Source organism: Sphaerisporangium sp. NPDC005288, assembly GCF_040607475.1.
Taxonomy (GTDB): domain Bacteria; phylum Actinomycetota; class Actinomycetes; order Streptosporangiales; family Streptosporangiaceae; genus Sphaerisporangium; species Sphaerisporangium rhizosphaerae.
In genome coordinates, this window is the sequence record NZ_JBEXGT010000019.1 from 139,726 (window position 1) to 155,193 (window position 15,468).

The 15,468-nt window shown below is 70.4% G+C and carries 13 protein-coding genes; 7 read left to right on the forward strand and 6 right to left on the reverse strand.

Annotation, left to right across the window (positions count from 1 at the left end; genetic code table 11):
* The first annotated feature begins 16 nt into the window (after positions 1-16).
* Entirely contained in the window at positions 17-1,264 is a 1,248-nt protein-coding gene (locus ABZU32_RS19625) for a cytochrome P450 (RefSeq protein WP_354923989.1), read from the forward strand.
* 69 nt (positions 1,265-1,333) lie between these two features.
* Here ABZU32_RS19625 and ABZU32_RS19630 read toward each other — a convergent pair whose 3' ends face one another.
* Entirely contained in the window at positions 1,334-2,662 is a 1,329-nt protein-coding gene (locus tag ABZU32_RS19630; protein WP_354923991.1) for a hypothetical protein, read from the reverse strand.
* Between the two features lie 588 nt (positions 2,663-3,250).
* Here ABZU32_RS19630 and ABZU32_RS19635 point away from each other — a divergent pair.
* Positions 3,251-4,387, forward strand: coding sequence for an aminotransferase class V-fold PLP-dependent enzyme (locus tag ABZU32_RS19635; RefSeq protein WP_354923993.1), 1,137 nt, complete (start codon positions 3,251-3,253; stop codon positions 4,385-4,387).
* A 37-nt stretch (positions 4,388-4,424) separates the two neighbouring features.
* Entirely contained in the window at positions 4,425-5,174 is a 750-nt protein-coding gene (locus ABZU32_RS19640) for a toll/interleukin-1 receptor domain-containing protein (RefSeq protein ID WP_354923995.1), read from the forward strand.
* Positions 5,175-5,241: 67 nt separating this feature from the next.
* Here the strand turns inward: ABZU32_RS19640 and ABZU32_RS19645 are convergent, their stop codons facing one another.
* From ABZU32_RS19645 to ABZU32_RS19660, 4 genes are all read right to left on the reverse strand, one after another.
* Entirely contained in the window at positions 5,242-6,117 is an 876-nt protein-coding gene (locus ABZU32_RS19645; RefSeq protein WP_354923997.1) for a toll/interleukin-1 receptor domain-containing protein, read from the reverse strand.
* 152 nt (positions 6,118-6,269) lie between these two features.
* Positions 6,270-8,255, reverse strand: coding sequence for a glycoside hydrolase family 44 protein (locus ABZU32_RS19650; protein WP_354923999.1), 1,986 nt, complete (start codon positions 8,253-8,255; stop codon positions 6,270-6,272).
* Between the two features lie 166 nt (positions 8,256-8,421).
* On the reverse strand, positions 8,422-8,796 hold the full coding sequence (locus tag ABZU32_RS19655) for a hypothetical protein (protein ID WP_354924001.1): 375 nt from the start codon (positions 8,794-8,796) through the stop codon (positions 8,422-8,424).
* A 748-nt stretch (positions 8,797-9,544) separates the two neighbouring features.
* Entirely contained in the window at positions 9,545-11,413 is a 1,869-nt protein-coding gene (locus ABZU32_RS19660) for a hypothetical protein (RefSeq protein WP_354924003.1), read from the reverse strand.
* 139 nt (positions 11,414-11,552) lie between these two features.
* Between ABZU32_RS19660 and ABZU32_RS19665 the strand changes: the two genes are divergently transcribed.
* On the forward strand, positions 11,553-12,215 hold the full coding sequence (locus ABZU32_RS19665; RefSeq protein ID WP_354924005.1) for a response regulator transcription factor: 663 nt from the start codon (positions 11,553-11,555) through the stop codon (positions 12,213-12,215).
* Positions 12,212-13,324 (forward strand): HAMP domain-containing sensor histidine kinase, encoded by a 1,113-nt coding sequence (locus ABZU32_RS19670; protein ID WP_354924007.1) that lies wholly within the window; start codon positions 12,212-12,214, stop codon positions 13,322-13,324. Before ABZU32_RS19665 ends, ABZU32_RS19670 begins: the two co-directional genes overlap by 4 nt.
* Before the next feature lie 390 nt (positions 13,325-13,714).
* Here ABZU32_RS19670 and ABZU32_RS19675 read toward each other — a convergent pair whose 3' ends face one another.
* Complete coding sequence (locus tag ABZU32_RS19675) at positions 13,715-14,134, reverse strand: ATP-binding protein (RefSeq protein ID WP_354924009.1); 420 nt, start codon at positions 14,132-14,134, stop codon at positions 13,715-13,717.
* Between the two features lie 245 nt (positions 14,135-14,379).
* Between ABZU32_RS19675 and ABZU32_RS19680 the strand changes: the two genes are divergently transcribed.
* Together ABZU32_RS19680 and ABZU32_RS19685 are read left to right on the forward strand one after the other, a co-directional pair.
* A complete protein-coding gene (locus tag ABZU32_RS19680) occupies positions 14,380-15,228 on the forward strand; it encodes a helix-turn-helix transcriptional regulator (protein ID WP_354924011.1) in 849 nt (282 codons plus the stop codon).
* Entirely contained in the window at positions 15,225-15,422 is a 198-nt protein-coding gene (locus ABZU32_RS19685; protein WP_354924013.1) for a DUF397 domain-containing protein, read from the forward strand. Before ABZU32_RS19680 ends, ABZU32_RS19685 begins: the two co-directional genes overlap by 4 nt.
* Positions 15,423-15,468: the final 46 nt, after the last annotated feature.

Consider the following 15,468-nt stretch of genomic DNA (forward strand, 5'->3'; position numbering starts at 1 on the left):
GTGCCAGGATAGGACCGTGACAACGGCGGTGGACACGGGCATCGACCTGGCGGACCTGGCGTTCTGGCGCCGGCCGCCGCACGAGCGCGAGCGCGACTTCTCCCGGCTGCGGAGCCTTCCCCACCCGGTGTTCTTCCCCGAGCGCCGGGTGCCCCTGCTCCGCTCCGGCAAGGGGTTCCACGCCCTGGTGCGGCACGCCGAGGTGGTGGAGGCCAGCCGCAACGCCAAGGTGTTCTCCAGTGAGCCGGCCGTCACCAACCCCGAGCCGCCCGGCTGGGTCAAGCACGTCTTCGGCGACTCGATGGTCAACCTCGACGACCCCCGCCACGCCCGCCTGCGCCGCATCGTGTCCCGCGCGTTCTCGCCGAAGATGCTCAGCGGCCTGAACGACGGCATCGCCAGGGCCGCCGAGCGCATCGTCGACGACGTCGTCGAGCAGGGGCCGCGCGACTTCGTCTCGCAGGTCGCCGCCCGGCTGCCCATCCACGTCATCTGCGACATGATGGGCATCCCCGACGGCATCCGCGCCAAGGTGCACCAGCACGTGGACGTCTCCACCGCCTACACCGGCGTCCGCATGAGCCTGCCGCGCACGGTCGCCATGGCCGGGCGCAACATGGCGGCGCTGTTCGCCCTGCAGCGCATGGTGATCGACCTCGGCCGCGAGCGTGAGCGCGAGCCCGCGGGCGACCTGGTGTCGGCGCTGGTCACGGCCAACGTCGACGGCGAGCGCCTGACGCCGAGGGAGCTCGGCTCGTTCTTCACGCTGCTGCTGGTGGCCGGCAACGAGACCGCGCGCAACACCATGGCGCACGGCCTGAAGCTGCTCACCGACAACCCCGCCGAACGCGAGCGGCTGACCGGCGACTTCGAGGCCCACATCGGCGGCGCCATCGAGGAGACCGTCCGCTACGTCTCGCCCATCATGCAGTTCCGGCGCACCGTCACCGAGGAGTACGAGATGCGCGGGGTCAGGCTCGTCCCCGGCGACAAGGTGGTGCTGTTCTACGGCTCCGCCAACCGCGACGAGGAGGCCTTCGACGACCCCGGCCGCTACGACATCACGCGCAAGCCGAACCCGCACGTCGGCTTCGGCGGTCCCGGCCCGCACTTCTGCCTGGGCGCCAACCTGGCCCGCCAGGAGATCAAGATCATGTACCGGGAGCTGTTCACCCGCCTGCCCGGCATCCGCGCCACCGGCGAGCCCGGCCTGCTGCTGTCCAACTTCGACAACGGCGTCACCTCCCAGCCCTTCACCTTCTGACCTCCCGCGTGGCCGCGACGCGAACCCGCCCGGCCGCTGGGTGCGGCCAGGCGGGCGTGGGGGCGAGGTTCAGCTGTTGCCGACGCGGCAGCCGTCGCTGGTCTTGCCGTTGTTGCACTGGTTGAGCTGCAGGCCGTCCAGCACGTAGGCGAAGTTCTGCCCGGAGGGGCTGACCACCGACAGTTGCGCGGTGGCCGTCCCGCTCGGCGCGACCGCCGACACCGAGTACTCCTGCCAGCCGGTCGTCAGCGCGGTGACCGGGCCGTCGCTGTTGGAGATCAGCGTGCCCGAGGAGTTGTACCAGCCCAGCCGCAGCTTCACGTTGCCCGAGGTGCCGGTGGTCAGCTTGGCGAAGAACTTGTAGCGCTGCCCGGCGGTGACCGCCGGCTTACGGGTCACCGACACCGATCCCTCGGCGTAGGACTGGACGTTCATGGTCAGCGACCGCCGCCCGTCGTAGTACCGCGCGGAGACCTGGCTGTCGGACCCCGGCGGGGTGACCTGCATCCAGCCCCCGCCCGAGACGCTGAAGCCCGCGGGCGTCGCGTAGGGCGCCTGCGCCTCGACGGTGCGCTCCTGCGCGGTCAGCAGGTCGTTGCTGTACCCGACGTCGCAGCAGGTCGCCGTGGTGAAGTACGGCCAGCTCGCCGCGTTGGCCTTGCGGGTGTCGGGATAGTTGCCCTGGTAGAAGGTGGCCGAGGTCTCGCTGGGGTCGTAGTAGTTGTTGAAGTCGTGGTCCAGCGTCCAGTCGTAGTACGGGTTGGCCATCAGGTCGGGGTAGCTCAGGATCTCCGAGCCCTCGGTGACCTTGGGGTGGTCGACGTAGAAGCCGTCCGCGGCGAGGTGGACCAGCTCGTGCAGCACGGTGCCGCTGGCCCAGGCGTCGGCGGTCGCCGCGCACGCGGGCTCGCACCAGGCGTTGGCCGTGCCGTTGAAGTCCTCGAACACCACGTACTTGCGGTTGTCGACGTCGTAGCCGGAGTCCGCCAGATCGTGGGTGATGGTCTGGACCGGGGTCTCGCCGCCGATGACGCCGGACTCGATCTTCTCAGGCACGACCAGGGCGTGGGCGTACCCGGAGTAGGTGCTGGTGCTGTACCCGGTCCTGCAGCTCAGGTTGATGTGCTGGTCGTAGTTGGTGGACTCGTCCAGCGACCAGTCCATCCGGTCGACGATCTTGGCGATCTTCTCGACCTGCTGCTCGTACCTGTTCCCGATGCCGTCGTGCCAGGCGTAGATGACCTGGACCGCCGGGATGCTCCCGCTGGCGTTCTTCGGGTCCGCGAGCGTCGCGGCGCAGCCCCGCTGGGGGACGCTCGCGTCCGCCGGCTGCGCGTAGGGAGAGATGGGTTCGGGGTCGTAGGGGGCATCGAAAGCGCCTGCCGGACTCGCCGTCACCAGGACAGCGAGACCCCCCGCGGCGATCACCGAAACAAGGCGCCTCAACCGTAACGACAAAGCTGCTCCTCCTGTGGGTGACATTCCGGAGGGAGCCTAACTGTCAGTGGGGGCCCAAAAAAATACGTTGACATGAAATTTCACCAGAAATCCGGAATGGAGGTGAATTGTTCTGGGGAAACGTTGGCTTCCCTGCCTCTCTATGGATGATCATCCTGGTTGTCTCCAGAGTTGCCCTTGTCGTGATCAATGCGTTCCCTGTCCCGCCGACCGGGTTGTCCTGCTGCTTTGTCCCTATTCGCGAGCTTTATCGGCGTGATTCGTGCTGTTTTGTGAGCTTTATCGGCTGGGGGCCCAAAGGGCTCCCGGCCGTGGCCGATTTGTTCCATATGGCGAGACGATCCGCGCCGCCGGGTTCCTGAGGAGCAGGTGAATGCGTGAAACCCGATGAGCGGCGAACCCGCGCATTACCGCCGCCCGGCCGTGCACAGGCGCCCTTTCGGACATGGACGACGCCGGAGCGGGCTCGCGGGATGGAACGGTGGGGCGGCGAAGGAGCGTACGGGCGACGGCGGTTAGTGTCCGGTTGTGGATATCGAAGACTTCAGCCTGGACCCCGCCGTCGTGCACCTGAACCACGGATCGTTCGGGGCGGTGCCGCGCCGGGTGCAGGAGAGGCAGGACGAGCTGCGCCGGGAGGCCGAGCGGGCTCCCGACGCGTTCTTCGCCACGGTGACCGAGCGCGTCGCCAAGGCGCGCGAGGAGGTGGCGGCCTTCCTCGGCGCCGAGTCCGGCGGCGTCGCGTTCGTCTCCAACGTGACCGAGGGCGTCGCCGTCGCGCTGAACAGCCTGACGCTGCGGCCCGGCGACCAGATCGTGATCAGCGACCACACCTACGGCGCCGTCGAGATCGCCGTTCGGCGCACGGCCGAGCGGACCGGCGCCGAGGTGGTCGTGGTGGACCTTCCCGGGCGCGACGACGGCGAATGGTCGGGGGAGGACGCCGCGCGGGCCTACCTCGGCGCGGTGACGCCGCGCACCAAGGCGGCCGTCTTCGACCACATCACCTCCCACACCGCCCGCCTGCTGCCGGTGGGCGAGCTGGTGGCGGGGTTCCGCGCCCTGGGCGTGACGACGATCGTGGACGCCGCGCACGCCCCCGGCATGCTGGAGGTGGACCTCGGCGAGCTGGACGCCGACTTCTGGACCGGCAACCTGCACAAATGGGCGTTCGGGCCCCGGCCCGCGGGCGTGCTGGCCGTCGCCCCCGCCTGGCGCGAGCGGGTCGAGCCGCTGATCCCCTCCTTCTACCAGCCGGACGGCTTCCCCCGCAGTCTGGAATTCCAGGGCACCCGCGACTACACGGCCTGGCTGGCCGCGCCCGAGGGCCTTCGGGTGCTGGAGGAGCTCGGGCCGAGCGCCGTCCGGGCCGGCAACGCCGAGCTGGCGGCGACCGGCCGCCGTATCGTCGCCGACACCGCCGGCCTGCGGCCCTGGCGCGCGGACCCGGAGCTGGCCATGTGCGTCCTGCGGCTGCCGGACGGGGTCGCCGAGACCCAGCCGCGCGCCGAGGCGCTGTCGGCCGAGATCCTGCGCAGGCACGGCGTGCGAGCCGGGATCAAGGGATGGCCCGGCGCCGGCCTGCTGCGCCTGTCCGCCCAGGTCTACAACCGCGAACAGGACTACGAACGCCTCGCCGCAGCCCTGCGCGACCTGTTCGCCTGAGGCCGGTGCGGGGAGCCCGCGCGTTAGGATCTGCGGCATGGAAGCGGTGGCGCTGGCGTTGACGGCGGTCGGCACCGTGGCGGGCGTCGTGGCCGCCTACTACGCCTGGGTGGCGGTGCGGCCCGGCCGTCGCGCGGCCCCGCGCCCGGCCGCCTCCGCACCCGCGCCCGAGGCCCTGCCGTCCGAGGAGACGGCGGGAACGTCACCGTCCGAGCAGACGGCGCCGGCGGCGGGAACGGCACCGTCCGAGCAGACGGAGCCGGCGGCGGGAACGGGACCGTCTGAGGAGAGCGGACCTTCGGCGGCGGGAACGGGACAGCTCCGGCGGACGCGGTCGTCCCCGCGACGGTCCGGGCGGGTCGCCTACGACGCCTTCGTCGCCTACTCCCATGAGGACGGCGAGTGGGTGGAGGCGTTCACCCGGCGCCTGGAGGCCAGGGGGCTGCGCATCGCGCGCGACCAGGTCGTCCTCGTGCCCGGCGACGTGCTCGTGCACGCGGTGGAGCAGGCCATCCGCGACTCGGCCGCCGGCATCCTGGTCTGCAGCCCGGCGTCGATGGCCAGCGGGTGGGCGCGGCAGGAGTACGCGGCGCTGGTACAGCGGGCCATCGAGAACGGGTCGCGCTTCATCCCCGTCGTGATCAAGGACGTCGAGCTGCCGGCGTTCGCGAAGACGCGCTACTACGCCGACTTCAGGGACGCCGCGCCGCCGGAGTACGACCGGCGGATCGACGACATCGCGAGCGCTCTGCGCGTCTCCCGGCCCGAAGCCCGGCCCGCGACCTGAGCCGGGACACCGCGCGGCGTCCGGAGCGGATGTCCCGCGGGGAAGGCCGCCGGTCCCGCGCCGTGGGTCACGGGCGCTCCATCCTGGTGGCGATCGCGGCGTGCACGGAGGCCTCGAAGTCGCCCTCCAGATCGTTCAGGATGGCGAGCATCCGCGCGCAGACCTCCACGACCTCGCGGATCCGCCGGCTCGACTCCCCCCGGTCGCCGGGATCCCTGGAGCCCCGCACCACGGCCTTCTTGGCCGGCTCTATGCAGTCTCGCAGCGCCCGCAGCCGCTGGTCGCCGTCCGCCACCGGGGCCAGCAGCTCCTCCAGCCGGTCCATGGCCGAGAAGAACGGCGGGTCGTCGTCGCTGGCGGCGTACTTGACCGACCAGTGCCAGCTGTCGAACCACTGGAAGTAACCGGTGGCGGTGTCGGTGCGGGTGTGCAGCACCGACACGGCGTGCTTGACGAACTTCAGCGTGTCGAGGTTGTCCAGGTACCAGAGGATCTGCCGCTGTCCGATCAGCACCGGAGCGCCGCCCAGGGATTGGAGCAGCTCCAGCACCGTCTTGCGGTAGGACGTGGCGTCCCGCCAGTCCCGGAAGTCGGCGTACTTGATGTGGCTGACGCTCGGCGGAAGCGTGACGTCGTCGAGCAGGAGCGGCAGGATGCCGAACCCCTTGCCCTCCATCGCGCGGATCTTGGCGACGCCGAGCTCCTCGCGCACCCAGGGCGAGCGCACCGAGGCGCGGGAGACGACGTAGATCAGGCTGGTGGCGGCGGCGATCTCCCCGAAGATCCGCTCCGGGATCGAGTCGCCCACCTTCAGATCGCGCTCGGCCAGGAAGGTGGCGACACCGGCGGCGGCCAGCGAGCCGTCCAGGAACCGGGCGAACTCGCGGTCCGCGCTCGAATAGGAGATGAACACCCTGGCCTGTGAAGCCCCGTCGTCGCCCATCGGTGCCCTCCCCACGCGATCCTCTCGGACCCGGCAGGGCACCCGGACGGGGCGCCGGGCGTCGCACCGCGAGCGTGTGCGCGCGGGCCGGCGGCCGGGTGGAACGCAGCGAGCATACTGCGCGCCGCCCGGCCGCCGGGCCCTGCGGAGCGTCAGCGCGGGGGAGTGGTCACCTGGACGGACTGCGACTTCGGTCCGAGGTTGCCGGCCAGGTCGCGGGCGCGCACCCAGAACGTGTAGCGCCGGCCGGGCGCCAGGTCGGTCACGACGGCCCGGGTGGCGGTGAGGTCCTGCGTTCTGACCGGCTCGCCGGGCGCCTGCCGGGAGAGCTGGTAGCCCTTGACCGCGACGTTGTCCCTGGCCGGGGACCAGGTGAGCGTGACCGCGTGCGCCGTGGGACGGCCCGCCTTCAGCCCGGCCGGAGCGGTGGGCGGCACCGAGTCCGGCACAACCAGCGTGGTGATGGAGTTGGCCGGGAAGGTGGTGGAGGCCGTGGCCGAGGTGGCCGTCGTGGTGAGCGGCAGGTCCGCGGCGCGGGCGATCGCGGTGAGGTCGGCGCCGCTGTACCGGTAGACCTGCGCCGAGGTGCCCGGGGCGCCGCCCTTGACGGTGAGCGGGCTGGTGAGGTCCGCGCCGGTCTTGTTCACGACCACCAGCGTCAGCGCGCCGTCCGCGCCGCGCCTGGCCCCGTAGACGGCGAGCCGGCCCTGGTCCTCGCTGGTGGACAGCACCGAGGTGTCGCCGAAGCGGCCCCCCTGGCCGTCGTAGTTGAGGAACATGCGGAAGGCGTAGGCGCCGGGTTCGGCCGAGGTGGGCGGCGACCACAGGGTCGCCAGGTCCGCGCCCTCCCGGCCGAAGATGCCCAGCACGTCGGCCTGCGCGAGCGCGCCGTTCAGCGAGCCGAGGGCGCCGAAGTTGTACTCGGTGACGGCCACCTTGGTGCCCGGGTAGTTGCGGGCGACCATGTCCTTCATCCGCGGGATGAGGTAGACCGGCTGGCCGATCCAGCTCTCGTCGGTGTAGGCGCGGTCCCACAGCGTGCGGGTCTGGCGCAGCCGCAGCGCCTGCTTGGCCGCGTCGCCCGCGTCGCTCGGGTCGCCGCCGAAGACCCCGGCCTGCGGGTACCAGTGGTTGTCGTAGTAGTCCAGGATGCGCACGCCGTGCGCCTGCTCGTAGGCGCGCATCTGCTGCAGGTACCACTCCCCGAACGGCACGCCGCCGTGCGCGGCCTGGTCCGGCGGGTTGCTCCAGCAGCCCTCGATGGAGCATCGCTGCTGGTCGGAGCCGGACAGGGTGATCGACGACCATCCCCAGCCGACCGGGCCGAGGGTCTGGGCCTTGGCATCGGCGGCCTTGACCGCGCCCGCGATCGCGTAGGTCTTGTCGCGCATCTCGTCATAGGAGGCGCCGGCCGGGTGCACGTCGCGGTGCGTCGAATGCCAGATGTCGGGCTCGTTGTCCAGGTTGTAGAAGCGCACGCCGCCGTGCGAGGCGTCGCCGTACCGGCCGCGCAGGTGGGCCATCCAGTCGGTGACGTACTCGGGCCCGACCTCCACGCTGGTGTCGTGCGGGTCGTTGCCGGTGATGTTCGTGCCGTCCGGCCGGACGCCGTTGCCGCAGTCGGGCGCCCACTGGTCGGTCGACTGCTGCGGGCCGTACTTCTCCACGCTGAACCCGCACGCCTTGGCCCGCTCCTTCGGTGCCCAGCCGATCAGCGGGAGCGTGATGACGCTGTCGGTGCCGGTGCGCTTGTCCTGGTCGACGAACCGGTCGGTCTCCGAGCCGTCCGGCAGCGCGGCGGGGTCGGCGTTGTCGCCGGCGATGTTCTCGAAGTACCAGTCCGCGGCCCGGTTGGTGGTGTCCAGCCGGAAGTTGTACCGGGTGGTGGCGTTGCCGCCCCAGCGCCGCACCGGGAGGCGCAGCTCCTTGGCCAGCGCCTCCTCGGTGAAGTTCATCCCGTACACATACGGGCTGATGGGATGGGTCGGCGCGCTCAGATCCACGGCCAGCGCCGGCCCGGCCTCGGCGGCGGAACCCGTGCCCGCCGCGCCGCCGGCTGCTCGCGCGGGCAGGGCTGTTCCGGCGGTCGCCAGCAGGGCCGTCGCGGCCAGGGTGAACCAGGTCCGGTGCGGTGGCATGGCGGGAGGCCTCCTCGAAGCGGATACGTGCCTCCGGCGGAGCCGGTGGCGGCTATCCGTCAGATGCTGCTGCTCCCGCCTTAACCGGTCCAGTGGCCGCACGTGGACCTTTCGCGCATCCCCTGGTCAACCTCGATGAGCTACTGAAATTTTCAGTCGGCGGTTGTTAGACCCTGGGTGTCAGGCGGTACCCGCGATACCCGGGACAGCTTCCCGACGGCGCCCACTTCCCGGGGTTCAGCGTGATGATGACGGTCACGCCCTCGCAGTAGACGTAGAGCGTGCTCAGTTCCTTGATGTCGCAGTAGAAGGTCATCTTCACGCCGGGCCCGGCCACGGGAATGCAGTAACTTGTCTCCGCCCCCAGTGCCGACCTGGTCGCGGCGACGCCCTTGGGCAGTTCCTGCCAGGCGGCGACGCCGAACCCGCCGGGCGTCGTCCCGGCAGCCGGTGAAGCCCACGCGGCGCCCGCGGCGAGCGGCGTCACCAGCAGCGCGGCAACCGCCAGCACGGTGAGCGCGCATCGATGAGCAAGCCTCATCTCTTTTCCCTTCTGTCGCGATTACGCGTCGACCCCGTCGGCGCCGCGCGTGATTTCCGTCCGGCCGGATTCCGGTGATTTCCGACGGATCGGCCCATCGATTGACCATTGATTTCCGGTGATTGTCAACAGCGCCCTGAATACGGGCACCCGAAACGCGGCGCCGTCATTATCGGTCGAACTGGAATTTCCATTGTCGTCCGCACCCGGCTGATGTCGTGACCTCCGACTGGTGCCGTGCCGCCTGGATTTCGCGGACTCCGGTGGCCGCTACTCCCGGAAGACGATCCGGAACCAGGCGGTACGGCGGGCACCGTCGCGGTAGGTGCCTCAGCGTCTGGTCGGATCGCATACGATCGCCGGCCCGCGCCCGTTCTCATCCGCCGCGCCGGCGGTGCGGGGACGGGGACCGCGCACGGCGAACCGTCGTCGACGACGACCACGTGCACCCTGCGGCCGGGCGGTTCGCCGATGGTGAGCTTGACGATTACGCCGTCCAGGCGGGAGTCGGAGTAAGCTCTCCTATCGCATATTCTGCGGCTTTCGTGATTCGCGCTGTGGCCGATCCGCTGATTCCTTGAGCCGTGCGCACAGGATGCCTCCGCACCAGGCGGTGCCGAAGTGAATCCAAACGGTGGATCGCGATATCACCTGGCGCTTGCAACAACGTTCCCGAAGCGTTGAGGGACGCAATGACCGGGCACCTGTGGGCTTACGCCCGCACTCCTGCCGCCCCGGGATCGCGCCTTCAGGAGAGGGGAGTCCGGCGTGAGGTCTTCCTGTGGTGTGCGGCTATCGCCGCGCCGAGGGTGAGGGCGGCGTAGGCGCAGGTCACGGCCAGGCCGGCCCATGGGGGGAGGGGGTAGTAGCCGACGAGCAGTGACGGGTCCACGTCCACGTGCGCGAACGTGGGGACGCTCTGCATGATCGCGAAGCCGGCGGCGGGGGTGACGACCAGCAGCCAGGTCGCCAGGCCCGCCGTTCCCAGCAGGTAGGGGACGACGAGCAGCGCGACGGCCAGCGCGACCGCCACGATCGCGCGCCTGACGAGCGCGGCGAGGCCCAGAGCCAGTACGGCGGCGAGCGCGGTCAGCGCGGCATAGCCGACGATCATCCGCAGTTCGGTGCCGAGGGTTATCGGCTGGATCGGGTTCTGGTGCGCACGCAACAGCGCCAGGCCGGCGGGGATCACGACGCCCGAGGCCACCAGCCCCGTCACGAACCCGGCCGCGCCGACCACCGCGCCCTTCGCCGCGAGCGCCCGCGTCGGATCCGGCGCGCCCGAGGAGCGGGTATCGCGCGGCGAACCGGTCCCGATCGCCGGGCCGGTCCTGATCGCCGGGCTGGTTCCGATGGCCGGGCTGGTCCCCGGCGGGGAGTCGGTGCTGTTCGACGGGTTGGTGCTGGTCGGGGAGCCGGCGTTGGTCGGCGGGACGGGTCTGGTCGGGTGGCTGATTGCGGTTGGAGAACTGGTGTCGCTCGGCGGGATGGTGCTGGTCCTGGCCGGGGAGCTGGTTCTGGTCGGCGGGCCGGGTCTGGGCGGGAGGTCGGGTTCGGTCTGGGGGTTGGGTTCGGTCTGGGGGTTGGGTTCGGTCAGGAAACTGGTCCTGGGCGGTCTGCGTCGGTGCTCTGTCGTGATGAACGTGGCGGCCATCACGAGTATCGGGATCAGGCCCAGGGCTCCGCCGAGTAGGAGGAGGTCGGCGCGGATGCCGCCTTCGGCCGTGGCGGGGCCGATGTCGCCGCCTCCGGTCACGATGAGCTTGTCCCCGGACTCGACGACCCCGCCCGGGTGGTGCGGTGTCTTCCCGTCGGACTCCATGACGACGCCGACGTCGTCGTGGCGCCAGGAACCGTTCGCGCCCTCCAGCCTGATCTGGTCGAAGGTGGCGGTGGCCTGGGCGAAGGCCATCGCCCTCTCCCACTGGGCCCCTGGTGAGGTGACGAACAGCCCGATCTCGGCCGTCTCCGGCAGCCCGGTCAGCCTGACCGTGCTGATCTTGCTCCACGTCGTGCCGTCGTCCGACTCGTACCCGGTGATGGTGTCGCCCGACCTGGTCAGCCGCAGCCACTGCGGGCCGTTGTGAGGGCCGCCGGGCACGTCGTGGGTGAAGTCGTCCTGCATCCGCACGCCGTGGTCCCCGGTCAGCATGACGGCGGCGTACGGGGTGCCCTGCTTGAGGCTCTGCCTGACGAGGAGCCCGGCCTTCGCCCACGGCACCACCCCCTGCTTCACGTTGCGCACCCCGGGTACGGCGTCCGGCATCCGCATCTGGCCGGTCAGATCCGACACACGGGCGGTGATGCCGCCGTCCCCCTTGAGCGGCTGGTGCACGAAGTAGTACTTGTCCCGCACCGCCGTGCCGTCGGGTCCCACCAGAGGCGCGGGGCAGGGGCCCTCGCCCTTCCCGGTCACGCAGGTGCTGCGGGTACCCCCGGCGATCAGCAGTCCGAGCGACACGGTGACCAGTACGGAGGCCGCCATGGCGAGCGCCCGGCCGCGTCCGGTGCGGAACCTGACCCACTCCTCGCGCAGCGCCCGGCCCGCCACGGTCGCCCCATATCGCTCGCGCAGGCCGGTGACGGTCCGGCTCGTCGGGTTGGAAGATGGATTCATGTCGACGGTTGTACGCGGCTCCCGGTCTCGGCCGGGTCGCACGGGCTGCGACCTGGCTGAGACCGGGGACCTGGCATCGTTGAGCCATGGCACCTCGACCCGGCCGCCCCGTCCGCACGATGACCGGCGGTGAACGGCGGTGAGGGTCCTGGTCGTGGAGGACTTCGAGATCCTCGCCCGCTCCATCGGGACCGGGCTGCGCCGCGAGGGCATGGCCGTCGACGTGGTCCTGGACGGGACCGCCGCCCTCGACCGCCTGGCCGCCACCCGCTACGACGTGGTGGTGCTCGACCGCGACCTGCCCGGCGTCCATGGGGACGAGATCTGCCGGCGCCTCGCCCAGGGCCGCTGCACGACCCGCGTCCTGATGCTCACCGCCTCGGGCACGATCGAGGACCGCGTCGCCGGGCTCGGCCTCGGCGCCGACGACTACCTGCCCAAGCCTTTCGGCTTCGCCGAACTGGTGGCCCGCGTCCGCGCCCTGGCCCGCCGCGCCACCCCGCCGCTGCCGCCGATCCTCGCATGCGGGGACATCACCCTCGATCCGGCCCGCCGTACCGCGTCCCGGGCCGGCCGGAGCCTTGACCTGAGCCCCCGGGAGTTCGCCCTGCTCGAATGCCTGCTCGCCGTGCCCGGCGTGGTCATCTCCGCGGAAGACCTGCTCGAACGCGTCTGGGACGAGGCCGCCGACCCCTTCAGCAGCGCGGTCAAGCACACCATGCACCGGTTGCGGGCCAAGCTGGGCGACCCGCCCGTGATCGAGACCATCCGCGAGGGCGGCTACCGCATCGGACCGTCATGACCGCTCACGCACTCCCCAGAAGGTCCCTGCAGACACGGCTCGCGCTCGCCTACGCGGCGGGCATCTACGCCGCCGGGGTCCTGGTGCTGGTCCTGGCCGCCGTCCCGCTGGCCCGCATCGACGCGGCCATCCCCGCAGGGCGCCCGTCGAGCGCGATCGCCGAGACCGGGCCCGGGGTCGGCCTGCCCCAGCTCCTCACGGGCTCCGCCGTCGCCCTGGTCGTCCTGATCCCCATCGCCCTGGCTCTCGGGTGGTTCGTCGCCGGACGGTTCCTGCGCCCGCTGCGCGCCATCACCGCCACCGCCAGGAGCATCTCCGCCGGAGACCTCCACCGGCGACTCGCCCTCGGCGGGCCCGCGGACGAGCTGACCGAACTCGGTCACACCCTGGACGACCTGTTCGCCCGCCTTCAGGCATCCTTCGACGCTCAGCGCCACTTCGTCGCCAACGCCTCCCACGAGCTGCGCACCCCCCTGGCCGGCCTGCGCACCCTTCTCGAAGTCGCCCTCGGCGACCCCGACGCCGACGCCGCCACCCTGCGCTCGGTCTGCCAGGAGGCACTGGCTCTCGGCGAACACCAGGAACGGCTCGTCCAGGCACTGCTGGCTCTGGCCACCGGCGAGGGCGGCGTCACCCGCTGGGACGCCGTCGACCTTGCCCACCTCGTCCAAGGAGTGCTCGCCTCTCGCCGCGACCTGGCCAAGGAGAAGGCCGTCGATCTCGGCGAACGCCTGTCGCCCGCGTTGACGGCCGGAGACCCTGGACTCATCGAGAGCCTCGTCGCCAACCTCGTCGACAACGCCATCCGCCACAATCGCGCAGGCGGGAACGTCCAGATCGCCACCCAGACCACCGGCACGCAGGTCGCCCTGACGGTCACCAACACCGGGCCGGCCATCCCGGACGATCAGATCGCCCGCCTCTTCCAGCCTTTCCAGAGACTGGCGCCCGAACGTCACGGCCGTCACGACGGCCACGGGCTCGGCCTCGCCATCGTCAACGCCGTCGCCCACGCCCACCACGCCACCCTCACCACCAGTGCACCCCCCGAAGGCGGCCTGTCCATCACGGTGCGCTTCCCCTGCGTCCCTGATCCGGATGGCTTGTGACCTGTCCGGCCTGCACCTTGGCTGGCACGGCCTGTGCAGCACGGTGTGCTTCGCCCGCGACCCGATCCGGACCGTTTGTGACCTGTCCGGCCTGCACATTGGCTGGCACGGCCTGTGCAGCACGGTGTGCTTCGCCCGCGACCCGATCCGGACCGTTTGTGACCTGTCCGGCCTGCGCATTGGACGGCACGGTCTGTGTCCACCGTCATCGGCGTGGAGTCCTCGTTCGCCGAGGAAGGCTCTGGTTGTAGTGACCACGAGCGTTCACCGGGCGCGGCTTTCCGCTCCGGCCATGTGCTGGAGATGATCGGCGCCGGGTCGGCGGGTTGTGGTACGGCGATGTCGGCGCCGGCTACGGACCCGAGCCGGTCAACGTTGCCGGACAGCGCACTAACCGTGCGCGCCCTGCTCGCGGAAGTCGACTTGGAACCAGACGACGCGGCGGGTGCCGTCCCGGTAGGTGCCCCAGCGTTTGGCGAGCGACTGCAGTATCGCCAGTCCGCGCCCGTTCTCGTCCACCGGCTTCGCGGTCCTGGGGCGAGGGATCGCGTACGGCGAGCCGTCGTCGACCACGACGACGTGAAGTCTCCTGCCGGGTAGTTCTCCGATGCCTACCCGGATGATCCCGCCGTCCAGTCCAGAGCCCGAGTGGGCCAGCGCGTTGGTGACCAGTTCTGAGACGAGCAGCGTCACGTCGTCCAAGACGGGGTGCCCGGCCCCCAGAGTGTCCCGGACGAACCGCCGCGCGACGCCCACGCTCCGCGGCGTGCCCTCCAGCTCCGTCTCATCCAAGAGAATTCCCACGGTCATGCCGTCCCCTTTCTCTGCCGTCTATTCCGGTGACTTGTCATGTTTCGCTCGGTGACCGACCGGCAGAATCGCCTTACCGTGCGCAAAGAATGCCCGCACGGACCGCCGTTCCGAAGTAAATTCACACGGCAGGGAACGGCGATGAACGGCGGTGTACGGCCGACGACGACACGCCTGTCGTAAAGCGTCGTAAATTGACGTCCATCGCCGTTCTAGCTGCACTTAACCCCATGATTGGAGCGGTCATGAACGGTGAACCCGGCGCCGGGTCATGCTCTCCGCTGGAGCGCTTCGGCGCTGACCTGCGGGCGTACAGAATGGAGGCGGGCCTGTCGCAGGCGCGCATAGGAGAACGTCTTGGCTGTTCACAGGATCTCGTGTCGCAGATCGAACTGGCCAAGCGAAGGCCGTCCCGTGATTACGCAGAAAGGCTCGATCAGATCTTCGGTCTATCTGCTAAATCGCACTTTGTCGCGCTATACAGGCTGATGCTTTCCCCTGACGGAGGACCGCGCTACCACCTGGCCTGGGTGGAGGAGATCGAACCCCGGGCCGGGGTGCTGCGCACCTGGGATCCACTGCTGGCCCCCGGTTTGCTCCAGGTCGAGTCCTACGCTCGGTACATATTCCGGCGTGCTCCCATGATCACGGCAGCCGAGGTGGATCGGCGGCTGGTCAGCCGGATACGGCGCAAACTGGTCCTAGACCGGCAGAACCCTCCATTCACCCTATGGGCGTTACTGGATGAGGGGATACTTCATCGGCCGGTGGGTGACCCGAAGACCATGTGCGAGCAACTGGACTATCTGCTGGAAACCGCGGAGCGTCCCAATGCGGCCATTCAGGTCGTGCCTTTGACCGCCGGTTGCACGCCAGGACTGATGTCACAGTTCGCTATAGCGGAGCTCTTGCCGGGCGGGCAGCCCGATACGGTGTACGCGGAATCCGCGGCGGAGGGGCTCGTCACGACGGACGAGAGCATCGTGACCCAGGTCCGCGGCAGGTACGACGCCATACGGGCGGACGCACACTCGCAGCAGGCATCGCTCATCTTGATCAAGGACGCGCGGGACCGATGGAAGAAGCAGATATGAGCAAGGCCGACTGGCACAAGGCCACGGCGAGCGGAGACCAGGTGGGCTCGGGGTGCGTTGAGGTGGCGACGAATATGCCGGGAGTGGTGGTGGTGCGGGATTCCAAGGATCCGGGCGGGCCGGTGCTGGTGTTCACCCCGCACGAATGGGCCTGCTTTCTTGACGGGGCCACCAAGGGCGAGTTCGACCTCTGACATCCGAGCCGCCGCCGCGCCTGATCGGACGCGGCAGGTCGCGGTC

What these genes read in the sequence shown, in the direction of transcription:
- ABZU32_RS19640 (WP_354923995.1), top strand. Translation starts at nt 4,425, where the DNA reads ATGGAAGCGGTGGCGCTGGCGTTGACGGCGGTCGGCACCGTGGCGGGC.
- ABZU32_RS19645 (WP_354923997.1), bottom strand. Translation starts at nt 6,117, where the DNA reads ATGGGCGACGACGGGGCTTCACAGGCCAGGGTGTTCATCTCCTATTCG.
- ABZU32_RS19650 (WP_354923999.1), bottom strand. Translation starts at nt 8,255, where the DNA reads ATGCCACCGCACCGGACCTGGTTCACCCTGGCCGCGACGGCCCTGCTG.
- ABZU32_RS19655 (WP_354924001.1), bottom strand. Translation starts at nt 8,796, where the DNA reads ATGAGGCTTGCTCATCGATGCGCGCTCACCGTGCTGGCGGTTGCCGCG.
- ABZU32_RS19660 (WP_354924003.1), bottom strand. Translation starts at nt 11,413, where the DNA reads ATGAATCCATCTTCCAACCCGACGAGCCGGACCGTCACCGGCCTGCGC.
- ABZU32_RS19670 (WP_354924007.1), top strand. Translation starts at nt 12,212, where the DNA reads ATGACCGCTCACGCACTCCCCAGAAGGTCCCTGCAGACACGGCTCGCG.
- ABZU32_RS19675 (WP_354924009.1), bottom strand. Translation starts at nt 14,134, where the DNA reads ATGACCGTGGGAATTCTCTTGGATGAGACGGAGCTGGAGGGCACGCCG.
- ABZU32_RS19680 (WP_354924011.1), top strand. Translation starts at nt 14,380, where the DNA reads ATGAACGGTGAACCCGGCGCCGGGTCATGCTCTCCGCTGGAGCGCTTC.
- ABZU32_RS19685 (WP_354924013.1), top strand. Translation starts at nt 15,225, where the DNA reads ATGAGCAAGGCCGACTGGCACAAGGCCACGGCGAGCGGAGACCAGGTG.